Below are 17,494 nucleotides of genomic sequence, written 5' to 3'. Positions count from 1 at the left end.
GGTTACGATTCCTCGTTGATTGTTGTTGGACGCGAGTGAGGCGAGGGTGGTTGGCTACCGTAGAAAGGCACTTTTCTGAGCCACAGGCGCAGCGCTTGCCAATGAATACGCACGATCACGCCGATAGTGAGCAGCGGTTGCCGCGCGAGTGCGCGCAACGCGCGCGTGCGAGTCAGCGGGCGCCTGTCGAGCGAAATGGCGGTGCGAATCAGAAGGCCCTGATGATCGTGATAATCGATCGATATCGCGGACCCGCTCGCGCTCTCACGGATGCAGAACGCGTAATGCCCTTCGACGCTGCAGAACGGCGATACATGCAGGCGCTTCGTGCAATCGAGTTCGGTGTTGGCATCGATGGGTCCGTTGTCGCGTGCTTTGAGCAGGTACGAATGGCGCTGCCCGAAGGTGTTGCGTACCTCGGCAAGCAACGCGCGCAGATTGCCGTCGCGGTCGTGACACAGCCAGAAACTGACGGGATTGAACGCGTAGCCGAACACGCGCGGAAAGGTCTGCAACCAGATGGTGCCGCCGTCGAGATCGATGCCCGCGTCGGCGAGCTGGGCGCGCATCCATGCGTGCAGCGGCGTGCCGTCGCATGCACCGTAATCGCGCGTCATCAGGCTCAACGGACGCAAGCGATCGATCCCGAACCACCAGCCACGCAACGCATCGAGCCGCGCGAGATCGACACGCACGCAGAACACGGGATACACAAAGCGGTGACGCACGGGACGCAGCCGCTCGTGCATCACATGCCCACACATCAGCCAGGCGGCGGGAGCGGACGAGGCGCGGTTCATCGCACGGACCATGCGGGTTCGACGCCGAAGTCGCGGGCCACGCGCAGCGCCGACTTCAGGCCGTCTTCGTGAAAGCCGTAACCTGTCCACGCGCCTGCAAACCAGCTGCGTTGCGCGCCCTGCAACGATGCGAGGCGACTTTGCGCTGCCACTGCGGGACCGTCGAGCAGAGGATGATCGTAGTCGAAGCGCTGCAATGCCGTGCCGGGCGCAGGCGGACGTGGCGGATTGAGCGTCACGATCACGGGCCGCCGGAAGGGCAACGGCTGCAGACGGTTGATCAGATAGCTCACGCACACCGGGCGCATGCTGTCTACACCCAGTGGCGACACGTAGTTCCACGCCGACCAGATGCGCTCGCGACGCGGCAGCAAGCCGATGTCGGTATGCAGCCACGCGACGTTGGGCTGGTAGCGAACCGCGCCGAGTACATCGCGTTCGTGCGGCGAAGCATCGTCGAGCAGGCGCAGCGTGTCGGGCGCGTGGGTAGCGAAGATCACCGCGTCGTAGCGTTCGCATCCCGATCCGCTCACGATCTGCACGCCGTCACTCTCCCGCCGCACCGCGAGCACGCGTGCGTTCGTGCGCACGTCGTCGAGCGTGGCGACGATCCGGCGCACATACTCGCGCGCGCCGCCTGCGACGGTTCGCCAGCAAGGCCGGCGATTCACCTGTAGCAGCGCATGATTCAGGCAGAAGCGCAAAAACGTCGCGGCGGGGAAGCGCAGCACATCGGAGGTCCCGCACGACCAGATCGCCGCGGCCATCGGCAGCAGGTAATGTTGTCGAAAGGGATCGCCGTACTGGCCCGCCGTGAGCAGTTCGCCGACCGAACAGCCGCTCGCGGACGCGGCTTCGAGATGCATTTCAGCCGCCGAATTGAAACGCAGGATGTCGCGCAACATCGAAAGGAAGCTGGGCGACATCACGTTGCGCCTTTGCGCGAATACGGTGTTCAGGCTCGTGCCTGCCCACTCCAGCCGCCCCTGGTCGAGCGAGACGGAAAAGGTCATCGCGCTTTCGTACGACGCGACGCCGAGCTCGTCGAACAGTGCGATCAGGTTGGGATAGGTGCGGTCGTTGAAGACGAGAAAGCCGGTATCGACGGGATGAGACAGGCCGTCCAGTTCGACGTCGACGGTATTGGTATGGCCGCCCACACGCGGGGCCGCTTCGTACAGGGTGACGCGATGACGGCGAGCCAGCAGATACGCGCTCGCCATCCCGGCGATGCCCGCGCCGATCACGGCGACGCGGCTGCCTGCGGGCATGGGACGCGTGGCATGGGTGGCCGTCTGCACATCCATTGGATGATCTCCATCAGCGACGCGCCGACAGAACAGGATAGGAACAGCGGCGCGTCAATTCCCCTTCTACGCACGTGAGCAGCAGACGGATGCAGCCGTGCGGGCGTTGTTCTCCCTGATGCGCTTTTACGCAGTGTGCATGGACACCCGCGTCGTCGCGCGGCGCCTCGCGAGCATGGCGTCGCGCTAACGCCCGGAGTGCCTGACCTGCAAAAAATATAACCGGATATGGCACGCGGAAATGGAACAGGAATGGGACGCTGCCATTTCCGTCGGCAGGTCGCGCCCGCGCTCGGCTCACCCTCAACTTTTTCCGTTCCGGGCCGATAACGCGACGTGACCCGTTGGATCTGCAAAACCATCAATGCGCATAATAAAAATTGGAGCCACCATCCTCGCGATGGCTGTGCTCGGCGGCTGCGCCAGCAAGACCGTCAAAACCGAGAGGGCCGAACCCGCTTACACCGGGCCTGCCGTGACGCTGCGCCACGCGCCGGGACCGTCGGCGGCTGTCAGGCTCGGCGCGATGACGGCCATCGACTACGTGAACGCGCGCCGCGAAGAGGTCGGCCTGCCCATCATCAGCGCCGACGAGAATCTGGCCGCTGCCGCGGCGGCTCACGCCCGCTATCTCGACGTGAACGGCGTGGGCACGCACGACGAGATCGAAGGCAAGCCCGGCTTCACGGGCAGCGACGTGATCACGCGCGTCAGGCTGCATACGCCCGCCTATGGCGCGAGCGAGGTGCTGGCGGTGTTCGGCGGCCCGAGGCCCGTCGATCTCCCCATCGAAGACATCTTCGCGTCGCCTTATCATCGCGGCGCGATCTTCTTCGACTGGGCGCGGGCGGGCGAAGCGTCGCTGGTCGGCCGCAGCGCCGTGACCGTGGTGGATTTCGCCGATATTGCGCCGAGCCTCGCGGACACGGAACTCGTCGCCTATCCCTACGACGGGCAACGGGACGCGCCCGTCGCCTGGATCAATGCCGAGCAGCCTGATCCAATGGGTCCGGACTCGCGCTATCGCGGGCAGACACTCGGCTATCCGATCACGCTGTCGGGCGGGCCGGGCGCCCATATCGAACTGTCTGCCGTCGAACTCAGAGACCGGCGCGACCGGAAAGTGGCCTGCCGGATCGCGCCGCTCACGCCTGCCGACCAGGCGCGCAACACGGGCATCTGCACGCCGCTGGAGCCGCTGCACCCCGACGAGGCTTACACCGTGCACGCCACGGGACGGCTCACGCAGCGCACGGGCACGGCGCCTTTCGATCTGCGTTGGGCATTTCGCACCCGGCCGAAACTCGACGGGCGTCTGTCCGTCGCGCAGGGTTCGAACTGAAACGAGCTGTCCGCCGCGCCGGATCAACGCCGGCAAGCCTCGAAAAAAAACGGATAGTAATCGCGCATTAGTCGGATAGCCGTGATTTTTCGGCGGGTATCCAATGGTCCTCAGTCAAACAACACCCCACTGAGGACTTGACATGCCTGCATCGGAAAGCATCGTGAGCGTGCATCGCAGCGCGGCTCAATGGCAAGCGTTCGTCGACGGTTGCATCGACTTTCGTCCCGCGGAGGGCGTCTACCGCATCGCCCGCGAGATGTTCACGGAACCGCAACTGTTCGAACTCGAGATGGAACTGATCTTCGAGAAGAACTGGATCTACGCGTGTCACGAAAGCGAGATCGCGAAGCCGCACGACTTCATCACGATCCGCGCGGGCCGTCAGCCGCTCATCGTGTCGCGCGACGGCAGCGGCGTGCTGCACGCGATGATCAACGCCTGCCAGCATCGCGGCGCGACGCTCACGCGTCTGAGCAAGGGCAATCAGTCCACCTTTACCTGCCCGTTCCACGCCTGGTGCTACAAGAACGACGGACGGCTCGTCAAGGTGAAAGCGCCGGCCGAATACTGCGAGGACTTCGACAAGTCGGCGCGCGGCCTGAAGAAGGCACGCATTGCCAGCTACAAGGGTTTCGTGTTCGTCAGCCTGGATGTGGAAGCGACCAATACGCTTGAAGATTACCTGGGCGATTCGCGCATCTTCTTCGACATGATGGTCGCGCAATCGCCGACGGGCGAACTCGAAGTGCTGCCGGGCAAATCCACCTACAGCTACGACGGCAACTGGAAGCTGCAGAACGAAAATGGCCTGGACGGGTATCACGTCAGCACGGTGCATTACAACTATGTCGCCACCGTGCAGCGCCGTCAGGATGAAAACGCGAAGAACGGCGTGGGCAACGACTCGACCCTCGACTACAGCAAGCTCGGCGCCGGCGATGCCGAAACCGACGACGGCTGGTTCGCGTTCAAAAACGGCCACACGGTCCTCTTCAGCGACATGCCCAATCCGGCCGTGCGCCCCGGCTATGCGAGCGTGATGCCGCGTCTCGTCGAAGCCTATGGCCAGCAGAAGGCCGAATGGATGATGCATCGGCTGCGCAATCTGAACATCTATCCGAGCCTGTTTTTCATGGATCAGATCAGTTCGCAACTTCGCATCGTGCGCCCCGTCGCATGGAACAAGACGGAAGTGATCAGCCAGTGCATCGGCGTAAAGGGCGAATCGGACCAGGACCGCGAGAGCCGCATCCGTCAGTTCGAAGACTTCTTCAATGTGTCCGGCATGGGCACGCCCGACGATCTCGTCGAGTTCCGCGAACAGCAGCGTGGTTTTCAGGCGCGGCTCGAACGCTGGAGCGACATCTCGCGCGGTCATCACAAGTGGGTGCAAGGCGAGACGGACAATGCGCGCCTGCTTGGCATCAACCCTGCATTGACGGGCGCCGAACTCACGCACGAAGGTCTGTACGTGAATCAGCATGGCGCATGGCGAGACTATCTGCTCAAGGGTCTCGCGAAACAGAACGGCAGCAGCGAGGAGGCTTGAATCATGGATGCACGTCAGCAATCGGTTGAACAGTTTCTGTATCGCAAGGCCGAGCTTTGCGATCTGCAGGACTGGGACGAATACCTCGCGCTATTCGACGAGGCCAGCGAATTTCACGTGCCGCAGTGGGACTCGGAACACGAATACACCACGGACCCGAAGCGCGGCATGTCGCTGATCTATTACACGAACCGCAGTGGTCTCGAAGACCGCGTGTTCCGTCTGCGCACGGGCAAATCGGCGGCGTCGACGCCGCTGCCGCGCACGATGCACCAGATCAGCAACGTGAAAATCGCAGCGTGCGATGACGCCACGCCCGGCGAGATCGAAGTCAAGGCGAACTGGACGACGTTCTATGCACGTCAGGGCGTTGCCGAGCACTTCTTTGGCCGCGCAACCTACCGGCTGCGCCCTGAAGGCGACAGCTGGAAGATCCGTCGCAAGCATGTGCTGCTGCTCAACGACAAGATCAACGCTGTGCTCGATTTTTATCATCTGTAAGCGGGAGGGACGAACCATGAACCACAAGGTCGCCTTTAACTTCGCCGACGGAAAGACTACGTTTTTCGAGGTTCGGCCCAATGAAATCCTGCTCGATGCAGCCTTGCGCAGCGGCATCAACATCCCGCTCGATTGCCGCGAAGGCGTATGCGGCACCTGCAAGGGACGCTGCGAGTCGGGCAGCTACACGCAGGACTATGTCGATGAAGAAACGCTCTCGGCAGAAGACCTGACACAGCGCGCGATGCTCTCATGCCAGACACGCGTGCAGTCGGATGCGTCGTTCTACTTCGACTTCGATTCGACGCTCTGCAGCGCGGGCGGCACGAGCGTCATGACGGGTATCGTCACGGGCGTGCAGCAGGTGTCGGAAACCACGGCGATCCTGCATATCGACGCCAGCGCGAACGCGCAGCGGCTCGATTTTCTGCCGGGCCAGTATGCGCGCCTGACGGTGCCCGGGACAGGCGAAGTGCGTTCGTATTCGTTCGCGAACAGGCCCAACGACGCCAACCAGCTGCAGTTCCTGATCCGTCTGCTGCCCGACGGTGCCATGAGCAACTATCTGCGCGATCGTTGTGAAGCCGGGCAGACGATCGAATTCGAGGCCCCGTTCGGCGCGTTCTATCTGCGTCAGGTGGAGCGGCCGCTTGTGATGGTGGCGGGCGGAACGGGACTTTCCGCCTTCCTCGGCATGCTCGATGAACTCGGCGAGCGTGGCGGTTGCGGGCAGCCGGTGCATCTGTACTACGGTGTCACGAATGCGCGCGATCTGTGCGAAGTGGCGCGTATAGAGGCTTACGCGCAGCGTATCGAAGGCTTTACGCATGAGATCGTCGTGATGAATCCGGCGCCGCAATGGCAAGGCAAGACGGGCCTGATTCCCGATCACCTGCCGCTGGCGTTTCTCGATGAGAACGCGTTCGACATGTACCTGTGCGGGCCGCCGCCGATGGTCGAAGCGATCCGCACGTGGCTCACGGACTCGCGCATCACGGATTACCAGCTGTACTTCGAAAAATTCGCCGACAGCAACAGTACGCAAAAGACGGCATGATGATGCGCCGCAGCGGCGCGTACCGAAGAATATTGTTCGCGCCCGGCTTCGATTACTATGGAAGCTTCACCCCACGGTAGTCGAAGCCATGTCCTCCCACAATGCGAGCGACGGTCGCGGCATTCAGGCTTTGCGTCATGATGTCGAGGGCGCGCTGGACTGGATGGCCACGATCTGCGGGCCGCACGGATTGCAGGTGCGCCGCCCGCGCGACGTGCAGTTCAATCATTCGGGCACCGTGCTGCGCTCGATGGCGAGCACGCTCGGCTTCGTCGAATACGGCACCGACGTGACCGTCTCCATCAACGACGCGGTGCCGCTCAACTGCTACAGCATCAGCCTGCCCGTGACGGGCCAGCAGGAACTCGCCGCGCGCGGGCGGCTCTGGCTATCGGATTGCGACAAAGGGCTGATCGTTTCGCCGCATGAAGTGCAAGACCTGTCGATTGCAGGCAATTGCCGCAAGCTGATTGTCTCGATTCCGCGTGCTGCATTGCGGCAGGTGCTCGAAGGACTGTTGCAGCGTCCCATCGACGAACCCATCGCGTTCCAGCCCGAAATGGATGCTGCGAATGGCGAGCAGTCGGCGTGGTGGAGGATGGTGAAGTTTCTCGTCAGCGAGATGGAGCGCACGGGCGGCTGGCTGAATCATCTGCAGATGGTGGGCGATCTCGAACAGGCCTTGCTCAAGGGGCTGCTGCTCGCACAACCGCACAATTACTCCGATGCGCTGACGGAAGCGCTGCGGCCCGCCTGTCCGCATTATCTGCTGCGGGCGCGCCAGTTCATTCACGACCACGCGCAGGATGACATCACGCTTGAAGATGTCGAGCGCGCAGCGGGCGTGGCCCGTCCGAAACTGTTCGCCGGGTTCAAGCAGCATTTCGGGCTGGCGCCCATCGCGTATCTGAAGCGTTTCCGGCTCGAAGCCGTGCGGCGCGAAATCCTTGCCGATCGCTCGGATCGCAACGTGTCGTCTATCGCGATGAGTTGGGGCTTCTCGCACCTTGGCCGCTTCTCGGTCGAATACAAGGCGATGTTTGGCGAAACGCCTTCGCAGACGCTCAAAAGAGCAATCCGGGCGTGATCGTCTGCGTGTGAAGCGTGCAACTCACCGCGCCTCGTGCAGCAGATCCGTCGACCATCCCCCACCCAGATCGCCAAATAGCGACGCCGCATCCAGCAGCCGCGATTCCTGCACGCTCAGCGCCGTCTGCTGCGTGTTGTACTGCGTGGCTTGCGCTGTTGCGACCGTGGTGTAGTCCACCGTACCCGCCTGATACTCGTTGAACGCAATCTCGACGCCGCGATTGGCGTCGCGCACCGCCGTGTCCAGCACGGTCGATTGCTCGGCCAGGATGCGCAGCCCCGACAGATCGTCCTCGACGTTCTGAAAGGCCTTCAGCACCGTGCCGCGATAGTTCGCGACGGCGGCATCGTAGGCGGATTTCGCGGCATCCACATTGGCACTGCGCAGCCCGCCGTCGAACAGCGTTTCCGTCGCGCTGCCACCCAGCGACCACACATAGTTCGACACGCGCAGCAAGCCCGACAGCGGCGATTGCGTGAAGCCCGCCAGCCCTGAAATAGAAATGTTCGGGTAATACGCGGCCACTTCCACTCCGATGGCTGCATTCTGCGCGGCCATCCTGCGCTCTGCGGCAGAGATGTCGGGACGCCGTTCGAGCAAAGTGGACGGCACACCGACAGGTACATCCGGCAGCACGGGCATCATCGTGCTGTGCCCGAACGACATCTCCTCCGGGTTCTTGCCGACAAGCACGGCGATGGCATGCGCATCCTGGGCGCGCGCCACGCCGAGCGCGATCAGGTTCGACTGCGCGGTTTCCAGCTGCGTGCGTGCGGTGATCAGATCGCTCGGCGGAATGGTGCCGGCCTTGTCCTGCTCGGCCACCACGTCGAGATACTGCTGATACTCCTTCACGGTTCGTTGCAGGATGTCGATATTGGCGTCGCTGGTGCGCAGTTCGATGATGGCAGTGGCGAGCGCGACCTGTTCGGTGAGCGTCGCAAAGGCCAGTGTGGCTTCGTCGGATTGCGCCGTCGCCTTGCTTTCCTCGACGGTGCGCCGCACCTGCCCCCAGATGTCGGGCGCCCAGTTCACGTCGCCTTCCAGCGTGCCGGCGTTCACGACGCGCGCCCCGTTGCCCACCGACGACCGTGAGCGCGTGCCGGAGCCGGTTGCGGTGACGGTCGGGAACAGGCTCGCATGCGCGGCCCGCACTTCGGCCAGCGCTTGCTGATAGTTGGCGTAATCCTCGCGAACCGTCTGGTTCGACACCGAGACGAGCGGCTCCAGTTCGTTCATCAGCGGATCGTTGAAGGCGGTCCACCAGTCGCCCTTCGGTCCCGCCGTGGTGGGCTGCGCCAGGGCCCAGCCCGGCAGTTCCGAATAGGTGGCGGGCACGTTGACCTGTGGCCGGTGATAGTCGGGGCCGACTGTGCAGGCGCTGGCGAGCAGCGCCAGCGCAGCGATGGCGAGCGGGCGCAGCGCAGCGAAGCGCAGGTGAGCGCCACGCATGCCGCGTCTGGCTGTCTGGCGGTGAGTCTTCATGGTCATGCCTTCGTTTCCGATTGTCCTGTCGGTGCCGGTGGTGCAGCGCCGCCCCCGTCGCGGTTCCACGGCAAATTCGCGGCCCATCTGACCAGCCTGGCGCGCAGCCGGTCGAGATAGAGATAGATCACAGGTGTGGTGTAGAGCGTGAACATCTGGCTGAGGATCAGGCCGCCCATCACGGTGATACCGAGCGGCTGGCGCAGCGACGCGCCCTGGCCGATGCCGATGGCGAGCGGCACGGCGCCGAGCACGGCGGCGAAGGTGGTCATCATGATCGGCCGCAAGCGGATCACGGCGGCATCGTGAATCGCGTCGCGCGCCGACTTGTTCTCCTGGCGCTGCAACTGGATCGCCACGTCCACCATCATGATGCCGTTCTTCTTCACGATACCGATCAGCAGGATGATGCCGATCATCGCGATCACCGAGAACGGCGTGCCGAAGATCAGCAGCGCGAGCGTCGCGCCGATGCCTGCCGAGGGCAGCGTCGAGAGAATCGTCAGCGGGTGGATCGAGCTTTCGTACAGCACGCCGAGCACGATATACACGACGAACAGTGCCGCGAGCACCAGCAGCGGCACCGTGCCCATCGATTGCGAATAGGCGGCCGCCGCGCCCGCGAACGAGCCGTGCACGGTGGCGGGCATGCCGATCTCGCGGCTCGTTTCGCTGATGGCGTCGGCGGCCTCGCTGAGCGAACCGCCTGCGGGCAGGTTGAACGATATCGTCGCGGCCACGAGGCCGCTCTGGTGGTTCACCTGCGTCGCGGTGTGGCTGTTGGTCCACGTGGCGAGCGCGCCGAGCGGCACCATCGTTTCCGCCGACGTGCTGTCCGCGCTGCCCGTCGAACTGCCGCCCTTGCTGTTGGCGATGCTGTTGGTGGTCGCATTGGCCTGCGCGTTCGAATTCAGAGCGTTGGTGCTGGAAGACGCCGATGATGTACTCGTGCTCTGCGCCGTAAAAGGCGTCACGCCCGAGACCGTGGCGCCCGGCATCTGCGTCTGATCCGTGCCCGTCGCGTTGCCTGCTGCCGTGCTGAGGTAAATCTGATTGAGCGTCTGCGGATATTGCCAGTACTCCGGCGCCACTTCCATCACGACGAAATACTGGTTGAGCGGGTTATAGATGGTGGACACCGTGCGCTGACCGAAGGCGTCGTACAGCACGTTGTCGATCTGGTTCGGCTGGAAGCCGTAGCGTGCCGCCGTCGAGCGGCTGATCGTCAGGTACGTCTGCAAGCCGTTTTGCTGCAGATCGGAGTTCACATCGAGCAGCCGGCCATGCTGTTTGGCAAGCGCGGCGACAAGTAATGGCGTCCACTTGAAGAGCGCGGCGGAATCGTCGCTGGTCAGCGTGTACTGGTATTCAGCCGCCGATTGCCGTCCACCGATGCGCAGATCCTGCTGCGCCTGAATAAAGAGCCGCGCACCCGACACCGCATTCAGCTTGGGCCGCAGCCGGTTCACCACCTGCGTCGCTGTAGCGTGACGTTGGGCGAGCGGCTTGAGTTCGATGAACACGTTGGCCGTATTCAACGCGCGGCCACCCGTGAATCCCGCCACTGACAGCACGGCAGGATCTTTCTGCACGATCGCCTGCAACTGCGCGAGCTTCTTCTGCATCGCCGTGAAGGAGATGCTCTGGTCGGCGATGATCTGGCCGATCAGAATGCCCGTGTCCTGCTCGGGGAAGAACGTGGTCGGCACCAGCTTGAAGAGGAACACGTTGCCGACCAGCAGCGCGAACAGCAGCAGGATCACGAGTAGCGAGTGATCGAGCACGGCTGCCAGCGAGCGCGAGTACATCGACTTGAAGCGCTCGAATTGCCGTTCGATCCACGCGGCCCAGCGCCAGTTTGCGTGGCCGGCATTCTCGCGGCTGAGCGCATACGCGCACATTGCGGGCGTGACCGTGAGCGAGATCACCAGCGAGATCAGGATCGCGATGGAAAGCGTGACCGCGAATTCATGGAACAGCAGGCCGACCACGCCCGGCATCAGCATGATGGGCAGGAACACGGCGATCAGCGAAATGCTCATCGAGATCACCGTGAAGCCGACTTCGCCGCTGCCCTTGAGCGCGGCTTCTTTCGGACTTAAGCCCAGTTCCATGTGCCGCACGATGTTTTCCAGCACGACGACGGCATCGTCCACCACGAAGCCGGTGCCGATGGTGAGTGCCATCAGCGACAGATTGTCGATGCTGTACCCAAGCAGGTACATCGGCCCGAACGTGCCGATGATCGACAGTGGCAGCGCCACCGCGGGCACCAGCACGGCGCGCGGCGACTGCAGGAAAATGAACACCACGCCCACCACCAGCAGCACGGCGATAAACAGCGTGCGCTCCGTGTCGCCCACTGACGATCGCACAGATTCCGAGCGGTCGATCGCCACATTCACGTGCACGCTGCTCGGCAACGTCGCCTCGATGGACGGCAGCACGCTGCGGATCTGCTGCACCGTGTTGACGACGTTGCTGCCCGGCATCGGATAGACGATCACGAGAATCGCCGATTGCCCGTTGAAAAGACCTGCGTTACGGATGTTTTCATTCGAGTCGCGCACTTCGGCGACGTCGCGCAGATGCACGGGCGAGCCATTGCGATACGCGACCACGAGATCGCGATAGGGCGCGGCGTGCGTGATCTGATCGTTCGATGTGACGACATAGCGCTGGTCGCCCGTGTCGAGATGACCTTTGGCGCTATCGGCGTTCGCTGCACTGATGGAAGCGCGCACGTCCTCGAGGCCGATGCCATAGCTGTTCAGCTTGCCCGGCTGCAACTCCACGCGCACGGATGGCAACGCGCCGCCGCCGACCGTGATCTGCCCGACACCGTTGATTTGCGACAGCTGCTGCTGGATCACGGAATCGGCGGAATCGTAGAGTTGCGCCTTGGTGAGCGTGTCGGAGGTGAGCGCGAGCACCATGATCGGCGCATCGGCGGGATTGAACTGACGGTAAGTCGGATTGCTGCGCAAGGTGGTCGGCAAGTCGGCGCGCGCGGCCTGGATGGCCGCTTCGACGTCGCGCGCCGCGCCGTTGATGTCGCGCTTCAGGCCGAACTCGATCACGATCTGCGACGAGCCCACATAGCTGATCGAGGTCAGTTCCTCCACATCGGCGATTGTGCCGAGCCTGCGTTCGAGCGGCTCGGCCACCGTCGACGCCATGATCTCGGGGCTCGCGCCCGCCATGTTCGCCTGCACGACGATCACGGGAAACGCGATATTCGGCAGCGGCGCGACAGGCAGCCGGAAATACGCGAGCACGCCTGAAATGAGGATCGCGAATGCCAGCAGCGTCGTCGCAACGGGGCGACGGATGAAGAGCGCCGAGATGTTCAACGCGTGCCCTCCGCTTCGTCGCCGGGCAGTGCGTCAGGCGTGTTGCGGTTGCGCCAGCGCCGCACGCGTGCCGCCATGCGGTCGAAGTACAGATAGATGACGGGCGTGGTGAACAGCGTCAGCATCTGGCTCAGTGTCAGCCCGCCGATGATCGCCAGACCCAGCGGGCGGCGCAGTTCCGAGCCGGTACCGGAGCCGAGCAGCATCGGCAGTGCGCCGAGCATGGCGGCGAGCGTGGTCATCAGGATCGGCCGGAAGCGCAGCAGCGACGCCTCGAAAATGGCCTCGCGCGGCGGCTTGCCATGCACGCGTTCGGCTTCGAGCGCGAAGTCCACCATCATGATCGCGTTCTTCTTGACGATGCCGATCAGCAGCACGATGCCGATAATGCCGATCACGTCGAGATCGCTGCCCGCGATCATCAGTGCGAGCAGTGCGCCGATGCCGGCGGACGGCAGCGTCGAGAGAATCGTCACCGGGTGAATGAAGCTCTCGTACAGCACGCCGAGCACGATATACACGGCGACCAGCGCGGCGATCAGCAGATACACCTCGCTCGACAGCGAATCCTCGAACGCCTGCGCCGCGCCTTGCAGCGACGACGTGATCGACGGCGGCAGACTGACCGCGCGCTCGGCTTCGTGGATGGCCGTCACAGCCGTGCTGAGCGACGCACCCGGCGCGAGGTTGAACGAGACAGTCACCGATGGGAACTGCGCAAGATGGCTGATCACGAGCGGCGACTTCGTGATGTTGATCTTCGCGATGCCCGATAGCGGCACCTGTCCCGAACTGCTGGTCTGGCTCGGCAGATAGATGTTGCCGATCGACTGCACATTGGGCAGCGTCTCGGGCTTCGCGACGAGAATCACGCGATACTGGTTCGACTGCTCGAAGATGGTCGAAACGATGCGCTGGCCGAGTGCATCGTAGAGCGCGTTGTCGATGGTCGCGGGCGTGATGCCGAAGCGCGCCGCAAGCTGCCGGTTCACTTCGACGTTCACGCTCAGGCCGTCCGTGTTCATGTCGCTTTGTACGTCGGCGAGCGACGGAATCTGCTTCATGCGCTCGATCAGTGCAGGCACGTACTTCTGGAACGCCTGCTGGCTTGGGCCGCGCAGCACGAAGCTGTACTGGTTCGGCGAGACGGTGGTGTCGAGCGTCAGATCCTGCTCGGGCTGCATGTAGAGCTTGACGCCTGGCACGTGCGCGACTTCCTGCTGCAGCCGCCGCGCCACTTCTTGCGCCGTGTCGGAGCGCTTGTCGCGGTCGCGCAGGTTGATCAGGAAGCGGCCATTGTTCAGCGTCGAATTGGTGCCGTCGATGCCCACATACGACGTGAGCGAGACCACGTCCTTGTCTTTCAGTATTTCATCGGCGAGTGCGGTCTGGCGGTTGACCATCGCGCTGTACGACACCGAGTTGTCGGCCACGCTGATCCCTTCGATCACGCCGACATCCTGCACCGGAAACAGTCCCTTCGGAATCACCACATAGAGAATGCCCGTCAGCACCACCGTCACCAGAAAGACGATCAACGTCAGCAACTGGTGATCGAGCACCCAGCGCAAGCCACGGTCATAGGCATGCAGTGTCTTGTCGAACAGGCCCTCGCTGATCCGCTCGAAGCGGCTCGGATGACGCTCGGCCTGCGCCCGCAGCATGCGCGCGCAGAGCATCGGCACGACGGTCAGCGAGACGACGGCGGAGATCACGATGGTCACGGCCAACGTCACCGCGAATTCGCTGAACAGCCGTCCGATCACGCCGCCCATGAACAGCAGCGGGATCAGCACGGCAATCAGCGAAATGGTCAGCGACAGAATCGTGAAGCCGATCTGGCCCGCGCCTTCCAGCGCGGCTTCGAGTGGCGTCTTGCCTTCCTCCAGATAGCGGACGATGTTCTCGATCATCACGATCGAATCGTCGACCACGAAACCCGTCGCGATGATCAGCGCCATCAGCGAGAGATTGTCGATCGAATAGTTCAGCTGATACATCACGGCCAGCGTGCCGATCAGCGAAACCGGCACCGATACGCTCGGAATCAGCGTGGCGGGCACGTTGCGCAGGAACACGAAGATCACGGCCACCACCAGCACGATGGCGAGAATCAGTTCGAACGCGGCATCGGACACGGACGAACGGATCACGCCCGTACTGTCTGACACCACCGTCACCTGCATGCCGGCGGGGAGCGTCGATTCGAGTTGCGGCAACACCTTCTTGATCTGGTTGACGGTGGCGATCACGTTCGCGCCCGGCTGCCGCTGCACGTTCAGCACGATGGCAGGCGAGCCGTTGTACCACGCGCCGCGCTCGACGTCCTGTGCGGCCTGGCTTACGCGCGCGACATCGCGCATGAACACGGGCGAGCCATTCTGATAGGCGATCACCGTGTTCAGGTAATCGTTCGGATCGGTGATCTGGTCGTTGCCGTTGATCGTGTAGTCGAGATCGGGGCCGTCGAAGTTGCCCTTCGGCTGGCTCACGTTGACGTAGCTCAGCAGCGTGCGCAGATCGTCGAGATTCAGGCCGTAGGCGGCGAGCTTGTGCGGGTCCGCTTCGACGCGGATCGCGGGCACGTTGCCGCCGCTCGTCGTCACCACGCCCACGCCCGACACTTCCGAGATCTTCGTGCCAAGCCGGTTGTTGGCGACGTCTTCGAGATGCGTGAGCGACATCGACTTCGACGTGACGGCGAGCGTCAGGATCGGCTGGTCGGCGGGGTTGACCTTCGCGTAGGTTGGCGGCGCGGGCAGGCCCGAAGGCAGCTAGCTGTTCGACGCATTGATAGCCTGCTGGACGTTCTGCTCGGCAATATCGAGGTTCAGCGAGAGATCGAACTGCAACGTGATGACGGAGGCGCCATCGGAGCTATACGACGTCATCTGCTGCAGGCCGGGTATTTCACCAAGCTGCACTTCGAGCGGCGCCGTGACCGTGGTCGCCATCACGCTCGGGCTCGCGCCAGGGTAGAAGGTCTGCACCTGAATGGTCGGATAGTCGACGTTCGGCAGCGACGACACGGGCAGCACCCGCATCGCGACAATGCCGACCAGCACGACGGCGATCATCAGCAGCAGCGTGGCGACCGGCCGGAGAATAAAAAGACGCGAGATGTTCATCGGCGCGTGTGCCTGCTATGACGAAGCGGCAGCGTCCGACGCTGCGCTTGCACCCGAAGCGGCACCTGCAGCGGCACCCGATGCTTCACCGCCAGCAGCACCCGACGCCGCCGCAGGCGCTTTCGATCCACCAGGCCGTCCGTGCGTCGGCTGGATCTTCGCGCCGTCGTTGAGCCGGTCGGTGCCGTCCGTCACCACGGTGTTACCCGCCGACAGACCCGCCGTGATCACGGTGTTCTTGCCGTCGCTCGGTCCGATCGTCACCTTGTGCACGGACACTGTGTTGTTCGCGTTGACGAGATACACGAAGTCGCCGGGCGCGCCCGTCTGCACGGCAGCCGTCGGCACGAGCACGGCGTCCTGCAACGTATCGACCAGCAGCTTCACGTTGACGAACTCATTGGGGAAAAGCGCTTCGTTATCGTTGGCGAAGGTCGCGCGCAAGGTGACCGTGCCCGTCGCGGTGGCCATCTGGTTGCTCACGGCGTACAGCGTGCCCGTGGCGATCTCGCGGGTGTTGTCGCTCGAATACGCGGTGACAGGCAGCTTCGCGCCCGTGTTGAGCCGCTGGACGATGTTCGCAAGCGAGTCTTGCGGCACGGTGAATTGAACCGTGGTCGGCTTGATCGTCGTGATGACGACGATGCCCGTGGACGAGGATGCCGTCACGTAGTTGCCCGGATCGACGAGGCGCAAGCCCCCTTTGCCGGATACGGGCGCGGTGATGTGGCAATAGGCGAGGTCGAGATCGATTTGGGCGATATTGGCGATATCCGATTTGACGGTCGCTTCGTCCTGCTGCACGAGAAACTGCTGGTCCTCGAAGGTCTGCTGCGCGATGGACTTGTGCTCGTTCAACTGCGTGAAGCGCGCCAGATCGGCGCGCGCCTGCGCCAGCGACGCGCGGTCTTTCGCGAGCGCGGCTTCCGCCTGCTGTTTGCTGATCTGATATTGACGCGGGTCGATCTGGGCGAGGAACTGGCCTTTCTGCACTTCATCGCCTTCGTGATAGCCGACTTCCGTCAGATAGCCGCTCAGTTGCGGCAGCACGGTGACCGTGGCCGTCGGCGTGACCGTGCCGAGTTCGCTGAGCGTGACGGGCATCGAGCCGGTCGTTGCATTCGACACCGTGACGACGATGGGCGGCGTCTCGCGCGACGGCTTCTTGCGTGTCAGCAGATGGACCACGACGATCGCGATGAGCACCAGCACGATCAGGACAAAGACAATCAGTCCGCGTCGCGAGCGCTTCGGCTGTTGTGTGAGGGCTTCGCTCATGACTTCCTCCCGCCTTGCATGAAAAAGGCGCTGAGCCTGTGCGGATTGTTATGCGTTATCACTCTCGTTCCTTTGGCGAATTGTTATCGAGCCGCAAGCAGATTGTGAGGCTGAGACCGCGCAACCGTTCGGGGTGCTTCGTTGCAAAGCAATCCGTAATGAGCGGTAATGCTGCATCAAGGATATGCCGTAAATCAACGCTCCCGGTGCATGGCGATTCATTCGAAGCATGTCGCGCGATGGGACGCAGGTGTCAGGCATCGTGCACAGAGGCTTGAGAATAAAGGGCTGCTTGCGTTGATCGAACATCGTGAGCATCAATGTACCTGTCAGTTGCAAGACTAGAGTTACATGGTTGCAACATATCGCGAGACACTGCGCGCAAGACTTCTCGATGTACGTTCAAAGCGGCAGGAATTGCCCGAAGGCACACGTCGATATCGGCCATTTATGCCGTGTTTAATAGTGTAAATTGAAAGGATGTTGAAATCAGGTGGCACGCGCCTGAAGCTGGGCACGGGTTCGGGCGTGGCGTCGCGGAGGCTCGAAGCGCGCCGGTAGCGCGTCCCGCCGGAACTTTCGGGCCCACAAGCGCTCTCGT

At 63.0% G+C, this 17,494-nt stretch carries 10 protein-coding genes and 1 pseudogene; 5 read left to right on the top strand and 6 right to left on the bottom strand.

The annotated features are described in order from the left end of the window. Positions 1–2: 2 nt before the first annotated feature. Both DK391_RS15585 and DK391_RS15580 read right to left on the bottom strand, forming a co-directional pair. Entirely contained in the window at positions 3–800 is a 798-nt protein-coding gene (locus DK391_RS15585; protein WP_109478903.1) for a DUF1365 domain-containing protein, read from the bottom strand. Then, positions 797–2,107, bottom strand: coding sequence for an FAD-dependent oxidoreductase (locus DK391_RS15580; protein WP_109478865.1), 1,311 nt, complete (start codon positions 2,105–2,107; stop codon positions 797–799). The genes DK391_RS15585 and DK391_RS15580 overlap by 4 nt, the downstream gene beginning before the upstream one ends. A gap of 364 nt (positions 2,108–2,471) precedes the next feature. On the opposite strand from DK391_RS15580, the gene DK391_RS15575 reads away from it, so the two are divergent. The 5 genes from DK391_RS15575 (at position 2,472) to DK391_RS15555 (ending at position 7,646) form a co-directional block, all read left to right on the top strand. Then, a complete protein-coding gene (locus tag DK391_RS15575; protein WP_239482836.1) occupies positions 2,472–3,449 on the top strand; it encodes a CAP domain-containing protein in 978 nt (325 codons plus the stop codon). 163 nt (positions 3,450–3,612) lie between these two features. Next, entirely contained in the window at positions 3,613–5,001 is a 1,389-nt protein-coding gene (gene antA, locus DK391_RS15570) for an anthranilate 1,2-dioxygenase large subunit (protein WP_109478901.1), read from the top strand. Positions 5,002–5,004: 3 nt separating this feature from the next. Next, complete coding sequence (antB, locus tag DK391_RS15565; protein ID WP_109478864.1) at positions 5,005–5,502, top strand: anthranilate 1,2-dioxygenase small subunit; 498 nt, start codon at positions 5,005–5,007, stop codon at positions 5,500–5,502. 16 nt (positions 5,503–5,518) lie between these two features. Further along, positions 5,519–6,559, top strand: coding sequence for an anthranilate 1,2-dioxygenase electron transfer component AntC (gene antC, locus DK391_RS15560; protein WP_109478863.1), 1,041 nt, complete (start codon positions 5,519–5,521; stop codon positions 6,557–6,559). Between the two features lie 88 nt (positions 6,560–6,647). Next, positions 6,648–7,646, top strand: a complete 999-nt coding sequence (locus DK391_RS15555) for an AraC family transcriptional regulator (RefSeq protein WP_109478862.1) — start codon at positions 6,648–6,650, stop codon at positions 7,644–7,646. A gap of 24 nt (positions 7,647–7,670) precedes the next feature. Here the strand turns inward: DK391_RS15555 and DK391_RS15550 are convergent, their stop codons facing one another. The 4 genes and pseudogenes from DK391_RS15550 to DK391_RS15535 form a co-directional block, all read right to left on the bottom strand. Next, positions 7,671–9,101, bottom strand: coding sequence for an efflux transporter outer membrane subunit (locus tag DK391_RS15550; RefSeq protein ID WP_239482844.1), 1,431 nt, complete (start codon positions 9,099–9,101; stop codon positions 7,671–7,673). A gap of 35 nt (positions 9,102–9,136) precedes the next feature. Continuing rightward, entirely contained in the window at positions 9,137–12,487 is a 3,351-nt protein-coding gene (locus DK391_RS15545) for an efflux RND transporter permease subunit (protein ID WP_109478860.1), read from the bottom strand. Next, positions 12,484–15,615 (bottom strand): annotated as a pseudogene (locus DK391_RS15540) (efflux RND transporter permease subunit). Before DK391_RS15540 ends, DK391_RS15545 begins: the two are co-directional and overlap by 4 nt. A gap of 15 nt (positions 15,616–15,630) precedes the next feature. Beyond that, positions 15,631–16,893 (bottom strand): efflux RND transporter periplasmic adaptor subunit, encoded by a 1,263-nt coding sequence (locus DK391_RS15535; protein WP_109478859.1) that lies wholly within the window; start codon positions 16,891–16,893, stop codon positions 15,631–15,633. Positions 16,894–17,494 lie beyond the last annotated feature (601 nt).

This window comes from Paraburkholderia sp. C35 (assembly GCF_003121405.1).
Taxonomy (GTDB): domain Bacteria; phylum Pseudomonadota; class Gammaproteobacteria; order Burkholderiales; family Burkholderiaceae; genus Paraburkholderia.
This window is presented reverse-complemented; position numbering and strand designations above follow the sequence as displayed.